General features: G+C 45.6%; 20 protein-coding genes and 1 pseudogene. 12 read left to right on the top strand and 9 right to left on the bottom strand.

Annotated features, from left to right (window positions below):
* The first annotated feature begins 8 nt into the window (after positions 1–8).
* A pseudogene (locus MHI55_RS30110) lies at positions 9–1,227 on the top strand (IS3 family transposase).
* Positions 1,228–1,452: 225 nt separating this feature from the next.
* Positions 1,453–1,770, top strand: a complete 318-nt coding sequence (locus MHI55_RS30105) for a pectinesterase family protein (RefSeq protein WP_036612209.1) — start codon at positions 1,453–1,455, stop codon at positions 1,768–1,770.
* Positions 1,771–2,524: 754 nt separating this feature from the next.
* Here MHI55_RS30105 and MHI55_RS30100 read toward each other — a convergent pair.
* The 4 genes from MHI55_RS30100 to MHI55_RS30085 form a co-directional block, all read right to left on the bottom strand.
* The gene (locus MHI55_RS30100) at positions 2,525–3,142 is read right to left on the bottom strand and encodes a hypothetical protein (RefSeq protein ID WP_036612205.1); all 618 of its coding nucleotides are present in this window, start codon (positions 3,140–3,142) and stop codon (positions 2,525–2,527) included.
* A gap of 26 nt (positions 3,143–3,168) precedes the next feature.
* Positions 3,169–3,699: a hypothetical protein gene (locus MHI55_RS30095; RefSeq protein WP_051447254.1), complete on the bottom strand. Its 531-nt coding sequence runs from the start codon at positions 3,697–3,699 to the stop codon at positions 3,169–3,171.
* A gap of 617 nt (positions 3,700–4,316) precedes the next feature.
* Positions 4,317–5,174, bottom strand: coding sequence for an aldo/keto reductase (locus tag MHI55_RS30090; RefSeq protein ID WP_076251938.1), 858 nt, complete (start codon positions 5,172–5,174; stop codon positions 4,317–4,319).
* Between the two features lie 197 nt (positions 5,175–5,371).
* Positions 5,372–6,586, bottom strand: a complete 1,215-nt coding sequence (locus MHI55_RS30085; protein ID WP_340388026.1) for an MFS transporter — start codon at positions 6,584–6,586, stop codon at positions 5,372–5,374.
* Positions 6,587–6,750: 164 nt separating this feature from the next.
* On the opposite strand from MHI55_RS30085, the gene MHI55_RS30080 reads away from it, so the two are divergent.
* From MHI55_RS30080 to MHI55_RS30070, 3 genes are all read left to right on the top strand, one after another.
* Positions 6,751–7,146: a winged helix-turn-helix transcriptional regulator gene (locus tag MHI55_RS30080; RefSeq protein WP_017691613.1), complete on the top strand. Its 396-nt coding sequence runs from the start codon at positions 6,751–6,753 to the stop codon at positions 7,144–7,146.
* Positions 7,143–7,820 carry a TIGR00266 family protein gene (locus MHI55_RS30075; protein WP_340388024.1) on the top strand — a complete coding sequence of 226 codons (678 nt, stop codon included), beginning with the start codon at positions 7,143–7,145 and terminating at the stop codon, positions 7,818–7,820. Before MHI55_RS30080 ends, MHI55_RS30075 begins: the two co-directional genes overlap by 4 nt.
* Positions 7,821–7,954: 134 nt before the next feature.
* On the top strand, positions 7,955–8,416 hold the full coding sequence (locus MHI55_RS30070) for a MarR family transcriptional regulator (protein WP_036612197.1): 462 nt from the start codon (positions 7,955–7,957) through the stop codon (positions 8,414–8,416).
* A 145-nt stretch (positions 8,417–8,561) separates the two neighbouring features.
* Here the strand turns inward: MHI55_RS30070 and MHI55_RS30065 are convergent, their stop codons facing one another.
* Positions 8,562–9,536, bottom strand: coding sequence for an aldo/keto reductase (locus tag MHI55_RS30065; RefSeq protein ID WP_340390659.1), 975 nt, complete (start codon positions 9,534–9,536; stop codon positions 8,562–8,564).
* 332 nt (positions 9,537–9,868) lie between these two features.
* Between MHI55_RS30065 and MHI55_RS30060 the strand changes: the two genes are divergently transcribed.
* Both MHI55_RS30060 and MHI55_RS30055 read left to right on the top strand, forming a co-directional pair.
* Positions 9,869–10,912 (top strand): LCP family protein, encoded by a 1,044-nt coding sequence (locus tag MHI55_RS30060; RefSeq protein ID WP_308737350.1) that lies wholly within the window; start codon positions 9,869–9,871, stop codon positions 10,910–10,912.
* A 189-nt stretch (positions 10,913–11,101) separates the two neighbouring features.
* Positions 11,102–13,690 carry a DUF2339 domain-containing protein gene (locus MHI55_RS30055; protein WP_340388022.1) on the top strand — a complete coding sequence of 863 codons (2,589 nt, stop codon included), beginning with the start codon at positions 11,102–11,104 and terminating at the stop codon, positions 13,688–13,690.
* Positions 13,691–14,068: 378 nt separating this feature from the next.
* On the opposite strand, the gene MHI55_RS30050 is transcribed toward MHI55_RS30055, so the two are convergent.
* Positions 14,069–14,224 (bottom strand): hypothetical protein, encoded by a 156-nt coding sequence (locus tag MHI55_RS30050; protein WP_017691624.1) that lies wholly within the window; start codon positions 14,222–14,224, stop codon positions 14,069–14,071.
* A 234-nt stretch (positions 14,225–14,458) separates the two neighbouring features.
* On the opposite strand from MHI55_RS30050, the gene MHI55_RS30045 reads away from it, so the two are divergent.
* Together MHI55_RS30045 and MHI55_RS30040 are read left to right on the top strand one after the other, a co-directional pair.
* Positions 14,459–15,130 (top strand): FHA domain-containing protein, encoded by a 672-nt coding sequence (locus tag MHI55_RS30045; RefSeq protein ID WP_315370846.1) that lies wholly within the window; start codon positions 14,459–14,461, stop codon positions 15,128–15,130.
* A gap of 26 nt (positions 15,131–15,156) precedes the next feature.
* The gene (locus MHI55_RS30040) at positions 15,157–15,735 is read left to right on the top strand and encodes a class I SAM-dependent methyltransferase (protein WP_340388020.1); all 579 of its coding nucleotides are present in this window, start codon (positions 15,157–15,159) and stop codon (positions 15,733–15,735) included.
* A gap of 229 nt (positions 15,736–15,964) precedes the next feature.
* Here MHI55_RS30040 and MHI55_RS30035 read toward each other — a convergent pair whose 3' ends face one another.
* The 3 genes from MHI55_RS30035 to MHI55_RS30025 are packed head-to-tail and all read right to left on the bottom strand — an operon-like array spanning position 15,965 to position 19,778.
* A complete protein-coding gene (locus MHI55_RS30035; protein ID WP_340388018.1) occupies positions 15,965–18,259 on the bottom strand; it encodes a carbohydrate-binding domain-containing protein in 2,295 nt (764 codons plus the stop codon).
* A 27-nt stretch (positions 18,260–18,286) separates the two neighbouring features.
* The gene (locus tag MHI55_RS30030) at positions 18,287–18,967 is read right to left on the bottom strand and encodes a DUF4956 domain-containing protein (protein WP_100528189.1); all 681 of its coding nucleotides are present in this window, start codon (positions 18,965–18,967) and stop codon (positions 18,287–18,289) included.
* Complete coding sequence (locus tag MHI55_RS30025; RefSeq protein WP_047841086.1) at positions 18,960–19,778, bottom strand: polyphosphate polymerase domain-containing protein; 819 nt, start codon at positions 19,776–19,778, stop codon at positions 18,960–18,962. Before MHI55_RS30025 ends, MHI55_RS30030 begins: the two co-directional genes overlap by 8 nt.
* Before the next feature lie 253 nt (positions 19,779–20,031).
* Here MHI55_RS30025 and MHI55_RS30020 point away from each other — a divergent pair, with 253 nt between their 5' ends.
* The 3 genes from MHI55_RS30020 to MHI55_RS30010 all read left to right on the top strand — a co-directional run bounded on the left by MHI55_RS30020 (position 20,032) and on the right by MHI55_RS30010 (position 22,489).
* Positions 20,032–20,709 carry a response regulator transcription factor gene (locus MHI55_RS30020; RefSeq protein WP_036612327.1) on the top strand — a complete coding sequence of 226 codons (678 nt, stop codon included), beginning with the start codon at positions 20,032–20,034 and terminating at the stop codon, positions 20,707–20,709.
* Positions 20,709–22,064, top strand: coding sequence for a HAMP domain-containing sensor histidine kinase (locus MHI55_RS30015; protein WP_340388016.1), 1,356 nt, complete (start codon positions 20,709–20,711; stop codon positions 22,062–22,064). Before MHI55_RS30020 ends, MHI55_RS30015 begins: the two co-directional genes overlap by 1 nt.
* 170 nt (positions 22,065–22,234) lie before the next feature.
* Positions 22,235–22,489 carry a hypothetical protein gene (locus tag MHI55_RS30010; RefSeq protein WP_047841084.1) on the top strand — a complete coding sequence of 85 codons (255 nt, stop codon included), beginning with the start codon at positions 22,235–22,237 and terminating at the stop codon, positions 22,487–22,489.
* Positions 22,490–22,827: the final 338 nt, after the last annotated feature.

Genomic DNA, 22,827 nt, shown 5'->3' with positions numbered 1-22,827 from the left:
GTTTTTTTATGACTAAATTCAGTTCAGATGAAAAAATACAAGCCGTTATGCGTTATGAAAAGGGATCAGAAAGCTTGAAAAGCATTGCAAAATCGAGCGGGCTTCACGATTCTGTCTTTTTAAACTGGATTAGACAATATGAGCATCATAGGGAAAAAGTTTTTTATAAAGGGCTATACATCATATCCTACACAGATTAAACTAGACGCCCTTCAACCAAAGAAAAAGGGGCGCCCATCCATGAAAAAAGGATATAAAGCACAGAAGGATCTGTAGAGGCTTTACAAGCAGAGGTAGAGCGTTTGAAAATGGAGAATGCTTATTTAAAAAAAAGTTGAATGCCTTAGTTCGAAACAAGGAAAACTCACCAAATAAGACAAAGCGCAAGTAGTCTATGAACTAAGGAACGAATTTTCGGTGAAAGCACTTCTACAACTAGCAGATATCCCTCGTAGCACGTATTATTACGTGGTAAAAGCATTTGGTACGGTAGACAAGAATTAGAGCTAAAAGACATGATACAAGCGATTTATGAGGAGCATAAGGGACGCTATGGTTATCGTCGTAATCGCGATGAGTTAATCAATCGTGGACACCATGTGAATCATAAAAAGGTACAGCGTTTGATGAAAGTATTGGGATTAAAGTATTTGGTACATATGAAGAAATATCGTTCGTATAAAGATTCGATTGGCAAGATTGCACCGAACCTATTAGAACGCAATTTCCGCGCTGAAAGGCCAAACGAGAAGTGGGTTAACGGACATTACAGAGTTTAAATTGTTCGGAGAAAAACTATATTTATCTCCCATACTTGATCTGTATAACGTAGAAATCATTACATATACGATTGGTTCAAGACCGGTCTACTCGCTTGTTTCCACGATGTTAGACCGACCATTTTGCAGTTTAACAAATGAAGATAAACTCCTTATTCATTCGGACCAAGCTGGCACTACTAGATGAGAACATATCGTCATACCCTTAAAGAAGTTGGCATCACGCAAGTATGTCCCGGAAAGGTAACTGTTACGATAACGCCGTCATGGAGAACTTCTTTGGCATCATTAATCCGAGTTCTTGTTTTTAAAGAAATTTGAAAATATCTCACATATTAAACAAGAGCTATCCAAATACATCGATTATTACATCAACAAACGCATCAAGGCAAAACTAAAAGGCATTAGTCCGGTACGGTACCGGACTAATGCCCAACAAGTTGTTTAACGTTATAATCTGTCTAACTTTACGGGGTCACTTCACCTGGTCCGGTGGTTTTTCGTTATGCTATGTCAAACAAAGCAGGCTCCAAAAAGGCTATTCATTAAAAATCGAAGTTGTCCGGATCAGGTCCAATGCATACATCTTCGTTCAGTGCGGCGCAAACTTCGGTAGTATTTCGAGGACTGTTACATCGAAGGTGATATCGATTTTATTCTTGGCTCGGCTACGGTGGTGTTTAAGGGCTACGAGATCGTTACGAAGCATCGCCTGACTGAAGCGGAGGATGCGGATGGACAAGTGAACTGCTGGATCGGCGCTCATGTGAAGCGGGAGGGATGGCACAACTGGAACAAGACAGATGCAGAGCAGACCGTTCAGTATGTGGAATATAACAGTTTCGGGCCTGGGGCGGGAAAAGCGACAACGAGAGTTTCATGGGCAAAAGTGCTGAGCGAACAGGAAGCCGCCGAATATGCGTTGCCGCTTATTTTGTCTGGTGAGGACGGGTGGCAGCCTTTTGGGGAGAGAGGGATTAATCGGCATTAAGCCAAGTATATTTACTTTGCGATATTTATAATGAAAGGTTGTCTTTCGAATCTCTTATGGACTTGGTGGATGGCCTTTTTTGTGGGCTTACATTAACAAAAACTGATACACGGGGTACTGGAACGATACTTGCCAAGGGGCCTTATCGCTGTAACGCCTCCAACGCGATTGTTCTACAGGCGTAACAGTAGACTCGGTGACGCTGGCCTAGATTGCTTCAACGTTAATGTAGGCGTTACAGGTTATAACGTCTTACATTGGCGCTCAGGTAACACTAGTTGTATTAATCGTAAAAATTTTTGTGGGAGAATTTGAATGTGGAACTGCTTAAAAGTAGTGCCGAAGATGGCATTTTCATAATGAGCAATGATTATACTACCGATCTATTTCTAGAGAGGGGATTCAAGAACGATTCATATAATAATGATTCCAAAATGGAAGTTAGATTTATAGAAGTGTATCTTTCACATCATGGTTTTGTTAAATTGGGGAAATTTGATGTTTAAGGCGTACAGATTTTTAAAGCGTGGCGAAAGTATCTTCCGCCAGATCCATTAGAAACGGTAGCGGAGGTATACCAGTACGTCCAAACTCATTAAGAGCAAAATCCGGAAGTTCGCATTATTGCCGATCATGATGATTATAATGTTGTTCAAGCGCGATACGCCATTATTGTTTTTCGAAAAATAATGGCTAGTAGAGGGATAAAAAGAAGGCGCTGAAATTAATCCAGTCAGTGCCTTCTTTCGAGTATTTACTGTTGTTCTAACTTCAACAAATTGTTCATTTCAATTTTGATTTGGTTTTTTTCATTCCCTTTAATCGTACCATCATCTTCTACCGTGTATGAACCTTGAACTGGATTTAACAGTGATGCCGGTGAATTTTCAAACGTCGCTAGGAACATAACGTAGTTTTCATTCGTTTTGAGTTCTTCAGAATCTTCTACCTTAAATGTATGTTCTTGATCCTCTCCCCCTACTTGTTTGACTTGAATGATTTCTTTTTCGGCTGCTTCCCCTTTATAGTTTTTTTGTACTTCAACATCATAGATCGTATATGGAATAGCGGGGCTGTCTGATATATCCCCACCTGGGTTTAATTTTTCATCATTAGGATCAGCAGGTTCTTCTGCGATATTTATAAGTTTAAAAGATGATTTTAAAATCTTTCCTTCAATAATTAAATCCGCCTGGTTAGCCAACTCATCAATGTTGTTGTAAGTTGGAAAAGAGGCATCCATCAGCACCACTTCTTTTTTTGCTGTTTCTGTTGCAGCGGATCCTTCTTTTGATGGCTCTGCTGTTCCACATCCGGCGAGTAACATTGCAGTGATACAAAATGCTGAAGCTACAGATGTAAAATTCTTCATGCTATCTTCCTCCCAATCCTTTTAAATTAGTAAGCAGTATTTACATCGTCAATATCATACTGCCTAGGGGTAGTGACTGTGTTAAAATCATTGCTATATTTCATAATAGACGCCTTAGTTGTATTCGGGTTATCTTTCAAGAAGAAGGAATGCCCAAATTCATGAACGGTCGCTCCTTTAACAAAATTGGAGAAATTAGTGGCGTCTCTGACAATTGTTCTTGAGTTTAATTGAATTGTGTATCTATACTTTGGGGAAAACCACTGTGAATTTAGGCCATACCAGGTATCTGGATAAGAAGCCGCTGTAATTGTGTTGGTTGATGAACTCAAGTATCCAATTGTAACTGGAGTAGGAGTACCGTTCCAAGCAATAATTCCTTCATTGATTGGTGTCTTCCAGGTATCATTCAGGTTATCTGGAGACTTTACGCTAATTCCTGCGTCTGGACTACCGGAGTTAGTAAGTTCTGCGCTTGTTGTAAGGTTAAAACTGAACATAAGTGGTACAGCGAGAGCTAATGTGATAATACCATTTTTTACGTAATTAACCTTCATTCATTATCACCTCATAGTTTTTTTATTCTTGCTTTTGTTTTCTGAGTGGTTTGGAAAATTCTTCCACATATACTTAACGTCATACTTCAACAAAAGGTTGCGATCTACTAGAAAAAAAGGAATAATTTTGAAAATTTTAAACTAAACGAAAAAGTAGATGCTATTTTACTCTTTTAAATACACTAGCAGTCAAACAAAAACATCTTTCGGTTAAAGTGCAAGGAAAAGAATACAACTTCAATTATGAATTTGATCCAGTTCCGGATTATCACGAGCAAGATAGCCTTGGGTTTGGTGGTGTATACATTTATTTTTTTTGGAAAAAATTGAACCTCAGGGGATCTGTTGGCCGGTCTACCACCACATATGTGTGTGAATTCAATGTCACTTATAAATTTGACAATGCGAGAATGAATTTGTTGCGGATCAAATTGAAAGTTAAGCTGATTGATTATAGAGATTGAGGTTTCAGAATTTTAGAAGTGACAATGTCATCTGTTGAGAAACAAAAAACAGTGAAAAACCTCCAACTCTCGTACGTAACGAGAAGTCTGGAGGCTTTTCACTGTTTTATTTTACCTGCAAATCAGCACAGAATAACAGCAAGTCGATTCAATTTAGAAATCGAAGTTGTCCGGATCAGGTCCAACGCGTACATCTTCGTTCAGAGCACTGATCAGATCCATCTCTTCATTTGAAAGTTCAAAGTCGAAGATGGAGGAATTCTCGATAATCCGGTTTTCCTTGGTGGACTTCGGAATAGTAATGACTCCATTTTGCAGATCCCAACGCAGGATGACTTGTGCAACCGATTTGCCTTTGTCTGAAGCAATCGCCGTAAGCACTGGGTTGTCCAACAGTTGACCTTGCATTAGAGGAGACCAAGCTTCAAGCTGGATACCATGCTTCTCACAGAAAGCCTTAAGCTCAACCTGAGTCAGGCGAGGGTGGTATTCCACCTGATTGACCATCGGTTTCACTTTGGCATCCTGCATCAGGTCTTCGAGATGATGAATCTGGAAGTTGCTTACACCAATAGCTTTAATGCGACCAGCCGCGTACAGTTCCTCGATTGCTTTCCAGGCTGCTTTGTATTTGCCTGCCTTAGGCCAGTGAATCAGATACAGGTCCAGGTATTCCAGTCCCAGTTTGTTCAAGGTTGTATCAAAAGCCGCAAGTGTCTCTTCATATCCGAGGTCTGCATTCCATACTTTAGATGTAACAAACAGTTCTTCGCGTTTCAGGTTGTTTTCTTGCAAAGCTTCTGCAATCGCTTGACCAACACCGGCTTCATTGCCGTATATTGCAGCAGTATCAATGCTGCGGTATCCATGTTTAATCGCATTTTTCACGGCTTCAATCAGTTCAGATCCTTCTTCTACCTTAAATACCCCAAGTCCGAACCAAGGCATAGAAACACCATTATGCAGAGTTACTGTGGATTGTAAATGTTGTGCGGTTTGAGCTGTTGTCATGAGATTTCCTCCTTAAAGTGTGTAAAAATCAGTCATATTAAGCTGAATTTTTGTTGTTTTATCATACAAAATTAAATCATAGTAGATCAAATTGGGTTCAACGTATTATAGTATAATAAAATACCATATGAAACCGGTTCCCCTCGAAGGCTGGAACTGATATATATATAAGAGTGAGACCTATGGTCGGATGGAAATTAGCACGAAGCTTTCTCCATTTCGACTGATGCATGTTGATCTTTGCTTTCCAGCATTTTAGCCCATGCGGTCAGGATTACAGCTACGAGAACCATCAAGGCTCCGACCCATGTCGTGTGAATCAAACCGATGGAATCATTGATCACTCCACCCAAATAGGCACCTATAGCGATCCCTGCATTAAATGCGGCGATGTTAAAGGCTGAGGCTACATCCTTGGCCTGTGGTGCATATCGTTCAGCCAAGGTTACAACGTACATCTGAAGACCAGGCACATTCATGAAGGCGAGCAGGCCCATACCCATAATGGTGAGCAGTGCTGCCAACTTAAACGGGACGGTGAAGTACATCACGCCGAGAATGATGGTCTGAATGATGAACATGTAGAAGAGCGCCTTGAGCGGGTTGCGATTGGCTGCTCTGCCACCGATGATGTTGCCAATAGCGATGACTATTCCGTACAACAACAGAATGAACGCTACTGTTTTCTCGGAATAACCGCTAATATCATGCAACAACGGGGACAGATACGTAAAGACAACAAATGTTCCTCCGTACCCAACAGCCGTGATGGCAAAAGCAAGCAGCAAGCGTCCACCTGTAACGAGCTTCAGCTGATCCCGAAATGCCGTCCGTGTTCCTCGCTTCAACGTGGATGGCACGAGTATCAGGTTCCCGATCATTGCAATGATGCCAACCCCAACAATCAGGATAAAGGCAGCGCGCCAGCCCCAATGTTGGCCGATGAGTGTACCGAGAGGTACACCGGTTACTGTGGCAATGGTAAGACCGGAGAACATGATGGCAATAGCACTCGCCCTACGGTTGGCAGGCACCAGATCGGCTGCAATCGTGGAGCCAATGGACATGAACACCCCGTGTGCCAGAGCGGATACTACTCGTGCAATGAGTAACATGGTGATGCCCGTAGATAGTGCAGCCATCGTGTTACCCGCAATGAAGACAATCATGATGGCAAGCAATAGCGTTTTGCGTGATATGGTAGACGTCAGTGAGGTCAGAACAGGAGCCCCAAAGGTAACGCCTAATGCATATAAAGTAACGGTCAGTCCCGCAGTAGTTACGGAAATGCCCAGGTCTTCTGCAATGAGGGGCAGTAGACCAACGCTGATAAACTCTGTGGTACCGATAGCGAACGCACTGATAGCCAGCGCCAGCAGCGCCCACGTGCTGCGTTTTGAATCTTGTAACATTTCTTGCTCCACTCCCCAGAATGTAGATTTACGTACCGGCAAATGCTATTATGAGTTATTCGGTATAGATTGAATAGTACGTACTTTTTAGTACCCTACGTACTTTTTGGTGCCTATACAGCATGCGACGGATGTAATTCAATTCATCAGGGAGGAAGCAAGTTATGGTTAGAAAAAAATATAACATCTCGGTTGAAGCGACCTTAGAAGTGATCGGTGGCAAGTGGAAATGCGTCATTCTCTGTCATCTGACACATGGGAAAAGACGAACCAGTGATCTCAAGCGTATTATGCCCGCAATTACACAGAAAATGTTAACACAGCAGCTGAGAGAGCTTGAAAACGACGGAATCGTAAACCGCATCGTATATAATCAGGTCCCTCCTAAAGTAGAATACGAATTGAGTGATTACGGGAGAAGTCTTGAACCGATTCTCAATGCGCTCTGTAATTGGGGAGATCAACATATTGTGAAGGAATACGGAGACAAATCAGCAGTTCTGGAAGATAATGGACTCAATGATTTTAACTCTGACAATAGGGAGCTGGTGCAACCGTGAACTATGAGATTTTATATGATGGTGCTTTTGCGATGCTCAAGGTACATTTGCAGCGGGGAGAGCGGTTCAAGGCCGAGAGTGGTGCGATGGTATCTATGACTCCTACGGTTGAACTGAAGGGTTCAGCAGAAGGTGGGATGTTTGCCGGGTTCGGTCGGATGCTGAGCGGGGAGAAGTTTTTCTTTCAGGAACTGACGGCTACGGGCGGATCGGCAGAGATTCTGCTCTCACCTTCAAGCATGGGCGATGTAGAAGCTGTTGAATTGGACGGTTCCTATTCACTTTATGTGCAGAAAGACGGATTTCTGGCAGGAACCGAGGGCATTCAGGTGAATACCAAAATGCAAAACCTGAAAAAAGGTCTCTTTTCGGGAGAAGGTTTCTTCATTATTGAGATCAGCGGACGTGGAACTGTATTTCTGTCTTCCTATGGTGCCATCCATGCGATTAATCTGGCAGCAGGTGAAGAAATGATCGTGGATAACGCCCATTTGGTGGCATGGCCTCATTATGTAGAATACCGTATTGAGAAAGCTTCACAGGGCTGGTTATCCAGTGTAACAAGTGGAGAAGGACTGGTATGTCGGTTCCGGGGAGAAGGAACCATTCTTATACAGAGCCGCAATCCGCAAGGATTCGGACAATGGGTGAAGCAGTTTATCCCTGCGCGCTAATTATTTTTTTGAGAAAGAACACACAGAGTTGCAACGGATATGTTTCCATCATCGTTATATGAATAATGGATTTACTTCATTGACTGACGGGTATATATTCTGTTGCATAAGGTCGCACATCATGGAGGTATGAGATGACAAGCTCACGGTATAAAAACGCACAAGAAAGTCCGGGATATCTGTTATGGCAGGTTACAGCCATGTGGCAAAAGGAAGTACGCAGGGTGCTGGAGCCCCTCGAACTGACACAACCTCAATTTGTATTATTGCACGCCTGTTTATGGCTCAATGAACACGATGAGGAAGGCAAGGGAGTGACTCAGGTTCAAATTGCTCAGTTTGCCAAGGTGGATGTTAACGTGACTTCTCAGGTTCTACGTGCGCTTGAAAAAAGGGGATTAATTACCCGCGCTCGTCATCAGACAGATACGCGTGCCAATATTATCACAACAACGGAAGAAGGAACCCGATTGGCTGTGGAGGGAATCCATCTGGTCGAGGAATCGGACAAGGCATTTTTCGAAACTTTGGATGAACGTAAGGGAGAGTATTTGGAGATCATGCAGGAGTTTCTTCGCCAAAAAACAGAGAGTTGATCCGTAATGTATCTTTTTTTAATGTATTAAACTACAGAATGTAGTGGAACTGGAAAATTTTCTGATTATTAATAATTGTAACACCTCTGTAAAAATACAAATAGACCTCCTGACTTCATCTTGTCGGGAGGTCTATTTGGGTTGCTCAATCGATTCGATAGGACGCAAACGGCTCGCGGCGACGGAAAGAGTCACTAATCTGGTCCAGATCGGCCAACAGCTCATCAGGCAGTGACATGTCCAGACTAGCCAGATTATGTTCCAGCTGTTCGGTGCGTGTAGCGCCCACAATCACTGTGCATACAGCTGGACGTGTCAGTAGCCATGCGAGTGACAGCACACTCGGGGAGCATCCATATGAGGCAGCTTTAGCACTCACTTGTTCACTCAGTTGGATATTATGCTCCAGCAGGAAACGGTTGAAGGACGGATCGGTGTCTGCTCTGGAACCAGAAGGCACACGGGTCTGTCCGTTATATTTACCGGTCAGAATACCACCTGCCAGCGGGAAATACGGGATAATGCCTACACCCTGATCGAGACACATCGGTACCAGTTCAAGCTCGGGTGTACGGTCTGCCAGGGAGTAGCTGGTTTGGGTGGAGATGTAGCGCACATAACCTTTCTGTTCACTGATGCCCAGAGCTTTCATCAGCTCCCAAGCTGCGTAGTTGGAGGCTCCGATGTAGCGGACTTTGCCGGAAGTAACCATATCATCCAGTGTGCGCAGTGTCTCATCCAGCGGTGTATGCGGATCAAAAGTATGGATCTGGTACAGATCGACATAATCCGTTTGCAGGCGCCGCAGGCTATGTTCCAGCTCTTGTTGCAGATGGTAGCGGGAGGAACCCCGCCCATGAGGACCATCATGCCGGGGTAATCCGGCCTTGGTAGCAAGCACCGCGTTATCCCGTCGACCTGTGAGAGCCTGTCCAATAATGCGTTCCGATTCCGTGCCTGCGTAGATATTGGCGGTATCGATAAAGTTGATGCCCTGATCCATCGCTGCATGAATAATGCGGGTAGAAGCTGCTTCATTCGCGCGTTTGCCAAACGCATTGGTGCCGAGCCCCAGTGCCGACACACGCAAACCACTATTGCCCAAACGTCGATACTCCATCATTCATCGCTCCCTTTATGTACATCTTATAGAGGTAGTTCAAAAAGTCCACTTTTGATTACGAATGATGCCTGGTGGCATCATCAGCATCGAATATGAAATTCAGCCGAATAAGCATATGCTTACGAAGTATGTTTCCTTCGGAAACATTTTAGTTGCTCACGTAGTTTTCCCTACGCTCCGCTACTCCATTTCTAGCTTCATTCCATCTTCTCGGTACTGAAAATCAGACTTTTTGAACATGCATTTGTATAGCAGATTATAACGTAATCTATTGAAAACGTGTTATTAATATAGTTAAATGAATCTAAGAACCCGTTATTAAAGGAGATATGATGGAAAACAGTGCCGCACATTTAACAAGACGGAAGCCGAAGAAACCGAAGAAGAAATGGAAGAAGCCATTGATCATCACCCTAAGTGTGCTGCTTGTGTTGGGAGGACTCGGATTTATCTATCAAAAGCAACTCGTCGTGTTTGCCTTTAATTTGTTCGCTTCAGCTACGGTGAAGGAAGCCTTGGATGACTCCTTTGTACCAGCTGGTGATAAGGATGCCCCTGTTGTGGAACATACGGACCCGTTCTCGCTCTTGCTGCTAGGGATTGACCAACGCGATAACGAACCAAGCCGTTCGGATACCATCATCTATTCCGTTGTGCGTCCAGAAGACAATAAAGTGCTGCTGCTGTCCATTCCACGTGATTCCTATACCGAGATTGTCGGCCGGGATGTGAAGTCAAAGATCAACTCAGCGTATGCCCATGGTGAAGCCAAGATGGCGATGGATACGGTGGAGAATTTGCTGGGGAACAAAGTGGATTTCTATGCCGCGATTAATTTTAACGGGCTCAAGGATATTGTTGATGCGGTGGGTGGCGTTGAACTGCCAATCAAAAAGAATATTGAGAACAAACTCAAAATTCATGAGAAGCTGTTTGTTGAAGCCAATAAACCGATCTATAGCGGCGAAGAAGCGCTTGGTTATGTGCGTTACCGGGAGGACTCCGATTTCAATCGGACGATGCGTCACCGGATTTTCCTAAGTGCCTTCATGAATCGTGCGCTGGAAGTCAAAAATCTGACCAAGATCCCGGACGTAATCCAGATTGCCGGATCGAATTTTACAACCAACATGACCTCGGACTTTATCGTGAAATTTGCCGAGTCCTTATATATGAAAGATAGCATACCAACGATCAGCAATTACATGCTGAAGGGTGAGGGTGCAACGCGCAGTGGCACATGGTACTACGATCTGTCGGAGGACGATCTGCAGTATGTGCGTGGCATGATCGCCAGTTGGCTGGACCCGGATGCGACCGAGATAATTGAGCCCGAGTCAGCGGACCAATCAGAGACGAGTGATGCGGCATAAGCATCCATTCTTGTGCAAATGCTCATATGAATATAAGTCCGGCGAAGCAGTTGCTTCCCGGCTTTTTTGCGTTTGAGATCCTGCGGATGAAATATTGCACAGATATATCTAATGTTTAAACCTCTTTTTATGGCATACATATAGTAAAATATAGGGAAAAAATTAAACATCAACCAACGGAGGAAGCTCATGAAGGAGTTTAAGGATCGGCTTCAACAGGTTCAGGAGCAACAGAAACAGCTGGCGAAGGAGTATCACGCCTTGCTCCAGGAGTACCAGTCCGATGACCTGATCGTTCAGAATGAACAGTTACAGGAACAGTATGAAGCTCACAAACTCAAGCTGCAACAGCTCGAAATTCGCTCGCGCAAGATGGAAGAAGAGAATGCACGTCTTCGCATGGCGTTATCCGAACAGATGCTGGATGAGAAGCTGAATCTGATCCGGGTATCGCGAGAGAAGATGGAGACCTATTTTCAAGGGAAAACAGCAGTACATAATGATCGAATTGCATTCCATGAACATCGAACCAAATCCAATCTAAACGCGCTGTACAACCAGGCAGCACAGGAGTTGCAAGAGGATTCCGATGAGGTGAAGGAGAGGATTGCTTACCTTGCGGCAGAGGTGAATGAGCGTATTGAATCGCACAGACGAGCCGTTCGGGATAGAGAAGAGGCTCTGCGTGGGCACATGGAACGTGGATATGAGCATATGGCGGAGGAAGGGTTGAGCGAAGAGACTATTCAACGCCGGATCAAGCAGAATCGCATGGAGATGAAAATTGGACTCAGCTGGATCAACAAAGTAGCCATCTTGCTCCTCATTCTGGGGGTTGGAGCAGCGTTTCAATACTCGTACTCGACCTGGTTCAATGACGAGATGAAGAGCGGAGCATTTTTCCTGCTCGGTGCACTGATGCTCGCTGGAGGAGAGTGGCTGTTCCGCCGCAAAAGGCAGACGTTTGCGATGGGGCTGCTCGGCGGTGGGATATCCGTGTTGTTCGGCTCCGTCTTCTATAGTTACTTTTTACTGCATATTATTGGGTTATATACGGGACTTGCCCTGTCTGTATTGGTATCGGCAATCTCCGTATTGTTGTCCTTGAGATACCAGTCGAAGACCATCTGTTCACTAGGTTTGGTAGGCGGATATCTTCCGCTATTCTCCTACATGTTCTCGTTCGGACTTGAAGGTCCGGCTGTCTATGTAGCCATGATCTATCTGCTGCTCTTAAACGGCATTATTGTGTTCATTTCGTTTGGCAAACGGTGGCCGGTGGTGCACTATATCAGTTTCCTGTTTAACACACCATCCATGCTCATCCTCTTATGGCTGTCGCCAAGTGAGAAAATTGGCATGTTGTATTCCATTGTGACGTTTGCATTATATCTGGGCATTACGCTGGCATATCCATTCAAACACCGAATGAAGTTAACCTGGTGGGATTTCGCTCTACTCGCCATGAATACGAGCATTAGTTGTCTGATGTTATATGTGTTATTTGATGTGGCGGGTTGGAATGATGCTCAGGGCTTGCTGGCGTTGATCTTCTGCGTGGTGTATCTGGGCCTCGCACGATTCGTCCAGCGCCATATGGCTCAGGAGAAACAGACGATATTACTCTTCTATGTCACTTCCCTGACCTTTGCCATTCTGATTATTCCGTTCCAATTCGGGGCCAAGTGGTTATCGATGGGCTGGTTGATCGAAGGAGTTTTGTTGGTTACGCTTGGACATCTGAAACGGCTCAAGTCGGTGGAACGTGCCGGATGGGGCATTGTTCTTCTATGTCTAATCACTTTTGTGTACTATGATCTGCTGGCGCTATTCTTCATCGGGGAACGTTCTTACTTCATGTTAAAATACTCCAGTATCACGCTGGGAACCTTGCTTATTACACTGTATTATGCCTGGGCTGTTCACAGCAACTCATCTTCCAGAGAGAGATTCAATTACAGCCCGCTGGAGCTGGGTTTCCTGAACGGATTCAAGTATGTGACACTTGCGAATCTGTGGTTATACGTGCTGTATGAGTCGAATGAATTGTATACCAGAGCTGTCGATGGGACGTTCCTGTTATACATGTTCTACAAGTTGCTCATGTTCGCAGCGCTCACCATTGCGTTAGCCTATGGACTGAACAAGGTCATGTTGCTGCGTGATCGATACGTGCAGGTGTATACCACTTTCTTGCATGCTATTGGCTGCTGTATTGCACTGGCCGTAACCTTAACCATGCCAGCGCTTCAGCCGGAAGTTCAACAGCATACAGCGGCAGAGATTGTTGGTTTGCTGGTGTTAATTATCTTTAACGTAGGGGTATTCTTTGCAGGAAGGGATCTGCTGATTGCAGGCATCCGCGGGCAGTTCAAGAGCATTGAATGGTATCCGGTTATCGCAGGGGTGTATCTGCTCGGTGTCATCACCGTATTCCTGACGATTCAGTTCCAATGGGGCGATGTGGGGCTGATGTTCAGCCTGATCTATCTGCTGCTGGCGATTCTCTATATTGCCTATGGATTCCGTAGAAAATATGTCATGATTCGGCGCCTCGGCCTTGGCCTAACGTTGTTCGCTACGGGGAAGATGGTGTTCTATGATGTGGGGATGCTTACCTCGGGTAGCAAAATCTTTGCCTATTTCAGCTTCGGCGTACTATTGCTGGGGATCTCTTACCTGTATCAGAAGGTGTCCAGCCGGATGGAGGAAGTACAGTCCAGAGTGACAGCGAAGCCTGACGACGAGCCGACTGTACCGGAGGAAGACCAAGATTGATTTGGGTTTTGAACGACTGTAGTGACCTTTGGGATCATATGGGGAGGGATTCTTAAGATGGGATTCGACCTGAAAGTTATGCTTTGGCAACTGTTATGGCTTGCTGGCCCTGTAGCTCTTGTGATGCATGGCTGGAGGAAATTCGGCGCGAGAAAGAAGCGTCAATGACGTGAGTGTGGGTGAGATGGCGGGAATGTCCGCTGTCCACTTCACTTCGCTTTGGGAAATAAGTCGTGTAATATAGATTTTTTGGATTAAAATGAGGCTCCGGGCTGCTGTAAACAGCAATCTGGGGCCTTATTGATGTTAGTCTATGGCTTAGCCTAATATGACATTCGTGAAACGTTTTGCGCAGAGATCACGTTATAATAGAGTAGACTAGGGCTGGATCTTCATTTGTAACCATGAGGTTTCGGCAGCTGATGTGCCTTTCAGTGATTCTCCGCCATCATCATTCATACGGGAGAGCACGGTTAATGTCATGGACAGGGCAAAGGCGAGCAACACGTATATGAAAATATTTTTTTTGTTCATAGGAAGGTACCTCTCTTGTTGAATGAGCTTAAGTAGACATCCGGCCGCCATGAGAAAAAAAGCACAACGTCTGGTATAGTAGAGTAAGTAGAACCGAACAAAAATCGTTCCTGTATACCCACTATATTGAACTATAGCGGTGCAAACAATGGAACAAATCTGATGAATTTATCATTATTGTTATGAAATGTTTATAGAGATCGATTGAGTGATCATTGAAGGTGGGAGAATAACATGCGGGAGACGGCAAAAATCGTCATTCGTACGCCAGGACAGGAAAGTGACGGCTCATTCGCTTATGTAAGCCAAGGTCGCTCCATTACGGTGGGACGTTACACAGGCGGTAGTGAATTGGACTTGTCTGTTTATAATCAGATGATATCGAAGCGGCATTGCCGCATTCATTATGATGTACAGCAACAGTTATGGATCGAGGATCTGGATAGCAAAAATGGAACCGAACTGAACGGGCAGCGCCTCGTTCCCTATGAGAAATATCCGTTTGGCGAAGGAGACAGCCTGACGTTGGTCAACGGCTTGATCCAGCTTCGCGTTGAAGGGGATCTTGGAGAGACAAGGGAATATCGTGTGTCGGATCTGTTCGGTGAGGGTGTACGGTTACAGGATCACCTGCAAACCGTACAGATCGGTGAAGTGGAGATTCCACTGTCCAAGAAGGAGTACCAGCTGTTCAAGTTGCTGTATAGTCAACTGGACCACTTTGTGACAAGGGAACAGATTGTGGCTCAGGTATGGCCGGAGCGGAGCATGCTGGAGAGTGAAGCGGTAGGGATCGACGAGATTAACTCGCTAATCTATCGGACGAATCGCAAGCTGGGTGTACACTTTACCATCAAGTCCGTTTATAAAAAGGGTGTATATATGAAGTCTCATGTGCCGGAATGAATGAGTGATAACAAAGGGATGAGTTCATGTTCATCATTTACCTGATTCCATGGCTGATTGCCGTGGTGACATTGATCGGTGTCATATCGATCGTACTCGTGAGTTGGAAAAACGGGATTTCCCCGATGCCCACATCCAGTCGTGTCAGACAGGTGGTCATTCAGGAAGTGAACCGTATTCCAGGGTACGGGGATGTGCTCGAAGCGGGCTCTGGATGGGGCACATTGGGACTGGATGTTATAAGACACTGCCCTGGCAAAAGGCTGACCGGGATTGAGAATTCGATCATTCCCTTATGGTCTTCCCAACTGATTGCCTATTTCAGTGTTCGCTTACGTCGAGCCAAGGGAAAAAAGCACTCTCTCAAGGGCAGGCTGCGCTTCATGCGCGGGGATATCTACACCAGTTCCTATGAACATGCGGATTGTGTGATCTGTTATCTGTTCCCGGGTGCCATGATTAAGCTTCTGGACAAGTTCAGTCGAGAGCTTCCGCCGGGTGCCAAGGTGATTAGCGTCTGTTTTGCCCTGCCAGGAAAAGAACCGCTACGCACCATAACATGCCGGGATGCCCTGCGTACCAAGGTGTATGTGTATTCCTTTTAAAGAAAAGAACAGGAAAGTGATCACCAGGTTTGCTCGGCTGGAGTGCTGCAAACCTTCTGCCATAACGTGAATGGATGAAAGAGTGTGCTCCATATCATAGTAATGCAGATACCACGTAAGAACGAGGATACGAAAAAGGCCCCGAACTCACTATGAAGTGATTCGGGGCCTTTTTGTCTCGGCTTTGAGTTAGGGCAAGAGATTGCTTGATTATTGCTTACCGCACGTATTACTTTGCAGAATCGGTGGTGCCTGTTGTGTCCGTGGTTGTACCGGATTGGGATCTGTTTCTGCCGCCTCCAAATCCGCCTTGTCCGCCGCCACCAGGACCGCCCATACCTGTATTGGCAGTGGTTACACCAGATTCATTCACCCAAGTCACATTACTGGTCGATTGGAAGGCAACCACTTGAGTTCCACCACTATAGGTACCGTCTGTATAGAGTCCATCCACCGCTTTACCTGTAGACGTACCACCGGAGTAGATCACGTATGAACCATCTTTCGCAAGATCCGGGGAGCTGACAACCACGGTTTGATAATCTTTTGCTGGTGCAAACGTCAGAATGTTGTTGCCTTCGCTATCTTGTACATGTACAAGTGTTCCAGCTTTTTGCGTTGCAGGGAATGTCATCACAATGGTATTTTGCGTAGACGCATCGGATGTTCCTTGTGCCATACCCGAGCTGCCAGCAGCTACCAAGTATCCACCACTGATTTCAAATGTACCGTCATAATCCAATGCTCCGTTGCCGCTATCCGTCGGTCCGTTCACAATAACCGTTCCGCCAGTCATATTAATGGAACCATTGGAATCCAGCCCGTCACCACCTGCGTTCACGGTGAGGGAACCGCCGTTAATGTGGAACTCGTTATTGCTTGCTGCTGCACCACCCATACCGCCCGGTCCACGTCCTTGCTGATTAACAGCTGTACCTTGGGATGCCTGATCGGTAGTCGATGTTGTGCCTGTCGTTTCGGTTACAGAGATGTTCGATGTCGTTGTTGCATCGGTTGCTGTAGTCGCGCTATCTGTACTTGCCGCTGGATTCGCAGCTGTTTCCGTCTCGCCACCTGCAGCATTGACGCCATCATCGGATGCCGTTACATCCACATCCCCATCGTTCAGGGTGATGATTGCACCTTCAAGTCCTTCATAGCTCTTCGCAATCGTGATGGTTCCGCCGTTAATCGTAAGGGCCTGATCGGCATGAATGCCATCATCACCGGATTCAATGTTGAATGTTCCGTCGTTAACTGTCACGTTATTGTTGCTGTGGAGGGAATCATCCATGGAATCAATGGTATAAGTACCACCATTAACCGTAAGGTCTGTACCTGCTTTCAGTGCTTTGGCACTTGTGGACTCTGTTGCTGTTGTAGCTGTGTCCGCATCGGCATTGTTATCCGTTGTTGTTGTGTTGGCAGAGTTGGATGCTGCTGCGCCGTTCGTGTTAGTTCCGGTATTCGTACCGCTGTTAGTAGGCATCTCCGGCATATCTGCAGGAGGTTCGCCATCCGGTGGTGTGCCCATATCCGTTGGAGGTGTGCCGCCACCCCATCCACCGCCGCCAAATGGACCTTCTTCTACTTTGGCTGGTGCATTGGCGCTACCGCCGCCCGTTACAATGTTGTATGTGCCGCCATCCGTAACAAGTGCGGTTTCAGCTTGAATGCCATCATTGCCACTTTGGATATCGAAAGTACCTCCTGCGATAGCAACGTAACCTTTGGTGGTATCTGTGTCATTGGTTGATTTAATACCGTCGCCTTCGGCTTCAATGGTAATCGTACCCGCTTGGATAGCGACCATATCTTTACCTTTGATGCCGTCATCGGCTGCTTTGACACTGATGTTACCACTAATGATTTTCAGATCATCCTTGCTCGTAATACCTTCATTATAGTTACCTGTGACGGTCAATTGACCTGCACCATTGAATGTAAGATCTGCTTTGCTGAAGATTGCAGCATCAGGCTCATCTGTCGTAGCGTCGGCGTACACATACGTTTTACCATCGGAAACGGTATTCTTGGTTCCTTTTTCGAGTGTAATCACCGCTTTACCAGCCTTCTGAATGTAGATCGCGGCACTGTCGTTATCATGAATGTTTGCTCCGTTTAATACGAGATGCACAGTACCCTTATCGGCAACGTTAACCACGATCTGTCCATCCGTTAGCTCACCGCTAAGTACATAAGTGCCTGCTTCCGAGATGGTTACCGAACCATTCGCGGCTTTAGCGCCCGAACCGGTCACCGTTGCAGTTGTTCCGTTCAACTTAATCGCTGTGGAATCCGCCTCACTCCAGCTAATGTTGGTATCGTCAGCATCCAGAGAGACCAGATCTGCATATTTTACTGAAGTTTGCTCGCTGACAGATACCGTTTTGGTTGTTCCTGTCGTTGACGTTGCGGCATTGGCCGTTGTGCTTGTGGTTGCTGGTGAACTGCATGCGGCGAGTAGGCTGGTAATCATGGCGATGGACCAAAGTTTGCTACCTGTTATCATGTTTTTCTTCATATTAGATCGTTCCCTTCGAATTATAAATTAATATTCCGTTGTTGGACTCATGGTTAATGAGATATCCAGGTTGCCGTTCCGTGTGCGGATCGCATCGAGAAATTCCTTTTGGCTAACACTTTCGTGAATGGTTACACTGTAGACCAGCTCATACAGACTACCGAGTTCGGTCGTTCTGATTTTTTTCAGATCAAAAGGTACGTTGAATGTATGGAACACTTCATTAAGAGCTTCTTCATAACTCAAGTTTTCGGGAATGGTGACTTTCAGCGTTTTCAGCTGACTTTTCTTGCCACCAAAGTTGAAGCGACTCAGAACAAACATGAGTACACACAGGATAATGGTGAACAGCACCGCGTATCCAAAAGCGCCTACACCGCAGGCAAGACCGGAAGCCATCGTGAACAATACGTAAGCAATGTCTTTTGGATCACCAGGGGCACTTCGGAATCGGATGATCGAGAAGGCACCTGCCAAGCTGAATGCTCGAGCGATGTTGCTGCCGATGAGCAGGATGATAATGGCGACAATAACGGGCAGAACAACCATCGTTAAGGTGAAGCTCTGGGAGTATGTGCTTTGGTTAGTCTTCATGTACGTGAGGCTGATGATTAATCCCAGAATAATGGCAAGACCAATGGTTATGACTGCGTTGTTAAACGTCAGGTTGGTATCGGTTAGGGCTGAACTGAACAGTGAATCAAGCATATAGGACACGCTCTCTTTCTATAATCGTTTTATCTTGTTCTATGGATGGGTTGAAATCGGTACCTGGTACAAGAATGCGCTCCGTCTGGTAATTCAGGTTGGTTGTTCTCGCCAGGTGTCTGAACTCGTTGCCGTATTTGGAGAATCCGGTGCGGTAGAGACCATGCTCACAAAGCAGTTGCGATAGCCATAGCGGAACGGTTTTCTCGGCTTTCACTTCCATCAGCCAACGACCGTCCTTCACCAGCGGTTCACCGTAATCTCCCTGTTCCAGCTTCAGATCGTATCTGCGGCTGCGAATGTTGGTGTCAAAGGTAATGCGGAGATCGCGGCTGTTCTTGTCGAAGAGTGCTTTGCGTTCATACGCCAGATACACTTTCGGTTCCAGATCGTATACCCGAAGGAAATATTTGATCTCTTCGACAACTTGTTTGTTCATGTAATCCGCGAGCTCTGGCGCCTGTCCCGAACGGACGAATTCATATGCTTCATCCAGCTTCAAAGCTGTTCTGCGCTTGTTCACCAGGCCAAATACTTTCTTTTTGATCTCCAGATACACTTTGGCGTTCTCTTCAGGGATTCCATAAGCCCGCAGTCTCAGCTTCTCCTTGTATTTTGGTTTGGAGAGACTGGCGCGGATCAGCGAATCTTGCGGAGTGTCGAAGTACAGGTTACTGATGGAGTAGTACTCATGTTTCTTGTTGTAGGCATCCAGCTCCATGTATTTCAGCAGGTCATTGTAGAAATGTGCGTACTGTTCATCCGTCAGAAGATACTTGCTCTCATATCGGTTGAATACTTCAATAGCCATGTGGGACTCAGTCCTTTCGTTGGTGGGTTGTATGTTTTGTTGCATCGTGTATTGCTTCCATGTCTGTATCTTAGAGCCCCAACCTTGAATGAATCTTAAATGGTTTTACATTGCGTTAACATTTTTTTACCTTCCTATAATAGTGCGCATACACAAAATGAATTAAGATTGATTCAAGGTTTGATTGATAGAATAAGAACATATAAAACAAGTCCATTGAGAGAAATAATTCAAGCAGAGGAATGAATAGATGATGAGAATATTAATTGCGGAAGATGAGGTTCATTTGGCAGAGGCTGTATCGCAGATTTTGAAAAAAAACAATTACTCCGTGGATATGGTCCACGACGGCAGATCAGGACTCGATTATGCGCAGAGCGGCATCTACGACCTGTTACTACTCGACATCATGATGCCGGAGATGGACGGGATCACCGTCCTGAAGAAACTTCGCAGTGAAGGCAATCATACGCCTGTCATTCTGCTTACTGCGAAAGGTGAACTATCGGACAAAGTCACAGGCCTCGATTATGGTGCCGATGATTATATCGCCAAGCCTTTTGCCACAGAGGAATTGCTGGCCCGGATTCGTGCAGCCTTACGACGGAAGGGCGAAGTGGTTCCCGAGGATGGACTGAAATTCGGTGATATTGAGCTGAATACAACTCAGTTGAAGCTGAGCGTTCAGGGGAAGGAGATCAAGCTGAATCTGAAGGAGAATGAACTGCTGGAGCTGTTGATTGCCCGCAAACAGGCGATTACCTCCAAAGAGCAGATTATTGAGAAGTTATGGGGCTTTGATTCGGAAGTGGAGTATAACAATGTGGAAGTATATATCTCTTTTTTACGCAAAAAATTAACCTTCCTGAACTCTGCCGTCCGCATTAACACGATTCGGGGTGTGGGGTATGTGCTTGAGGTGACGTCCTGATGTTCAAGAAACTTCGAAATCGATTCTTGATCGTGAATCTGGTGTCCATCTCCATTATGATGCTGGTGGCATTTGCGACGATCTATACGATTACTTATCAGAATGTGCAACGTGAGACCAATATGGAGTTGTACAAGGTGTCTGATTTCTATCACAGTCCTTATAATTCATCCAAGATGCCGCGCGGGGAAGGGCAGGGTTCCGGTACAGGTGGTAATACAGGCTCAGGTTCAAGTTCAAGTTCCGGTTCAGATTCGTTTCCTTCTGATACCATGGGTGGTGATAATGGAGGACCGGGAGGGGATCCCAACTCACCTCCGGCACGTTCCGTTTCGTTCATGATTAAGACGGATGATCAGTGGAAGATTACGGATACACATTCCCGATTTGATATGGAAGATACGTTCTATACCGAGGCGCTGCAAAAGGTTGACCAGAATAAGGTTGGTGATTCGGAACGGCAGACGGGGCAATTTGCGCTGGATGGAACGGACTGGGCCTATGTGGTTGATCCGAGTGGTGCCGGGCACATGATCGTATTTATTGATGTGACGGCACAACAAGGCATTCTGACGAATCTGATCTATACCTTTGCTATTGTTGGACTGGTCATGTTGATTGTGATCTACTTCCTGAGCCGTTATTTTGCCAATCGTTCCATTGCACCAGTCAGAGAAGCGTTTGAGAAGCAAAAACAATTCATCGGTGATGCTTCGCATGAGTTGAAGACGCCGCTGGCGATCATCAATACCAATGCCGACGTACTGCTTGCCAATCAGGAGGATACTATAGCAAACCAAGCGAAGTGGCTGCACTATATCAAGTCGGAAACCGAGCGCATGACGGGACTTACGAATGATCTGCTCTATCTGACACAGATGGATGACTCACGCTCCACGATGATTCATGCGAAGTTCAATATGAGCGATGCGGTGGAGAGTATTATTTTGCCGATGGAGGCCGTTATTTTTGAGAAAAACATCTCCCTCGATTACAACATTGAGCCGAATCTTACGGTTCATGGGAACAGTGAGCAGATCAAACAGGTCATTCTGATCCTACTCGATAATGCTGTGAAGTATTCCGGTCCAAAAGGCGCCGTAAACGTCACGCTCCAGAAACAGAATAATGATGTCATGCTGGCCGTGTCCAATACAGGTGAAGGCATTGCACCCGAACATCTGGATCGGATCTTCGATCGATTCTATCGTACGGATTCTTCAAGAGCCCGCAAGCATGGTGGGCATGGTCTGGGTCTGGCGATTGCTCGTTCCATTGTGGATCAGCACAAAGGAGAGCTATACGCTCGAAGTGTAGTCGGAGAGGGTGCTACATTTTACGTGCGGTTGTCGTAGGGGCAGAGTGATGAGCCGGCTCCACACTAACCTTCGCTACCGCTATATAATCGTTCTTCAGGCATAAGTTCTGCCTGTAATGGGTTAACCTATGCTACAATGGCAACAGTATGTATGAATCAAGGAGATGACTGAACGTGGCAGAAGCAAACGCAATTAATGAACAAGAAATGATGCAATATATTGCAGATAAAACGAAGGCAAGCCAGGCGAATATCGCCCTTGTGCTGAAGCATGAGCAAGCGTACATTAACAAGGCGCATGAGAATTCCAAAGGCAATGATGTGGACATTGACGGCGATGATCTGGCTGACTACATCCTTAGTCGTAAAGATGTGAAGCTGGATGAGTTGACCGTGGAAAGCATCCTGGATGCTGAGATGGACTATCTGATGGACAAGGGTCATGCGGGATACGTCGATTAAGTTAAGCGTGGGCAAAATCTAACGAATCTCACACGCGCTATTCGAGTATTTCTCGCTCGTTTGGGAATGTAACGAATCTCAGACACGTTATTCTATGGATTTTAGAACTTTCCCATGCAGTTAAAGCATTTCCGCGGAATTAGCGTGTCTGAGATTCGTTAGTTCGGGAAATAAGCGCTTTTTGCCGAAATAAGGTGCCCTAGGTTCGTTAGAGTAACTTAGAGTGATCACATGGTGCAACGAGACATTAAATGGCTGTTTCAAAAGTGAAATCTCACAGATGCAGCCTAATGCATGGCAAGTGTTGTACTGTCAAAAAGACCTCAACTCCACAATAC

Origin of the sequence: Paenibacillus sp. FSL E2-0151 (genome assembly GCF_037993015.1) — a bacterium.
GTDB classification, from domain to species: domain Bacteria; phylum Bacillota; class Bacilli; order Paenibacillales; family Paenibacillaceae; genus Paenibacillus; species Paenibacillus amylolyticus.
Note: the sequence above shows the minus strand (reverse complement) of the source record. Positions and strands in the feature narration are given on the sequence as shown.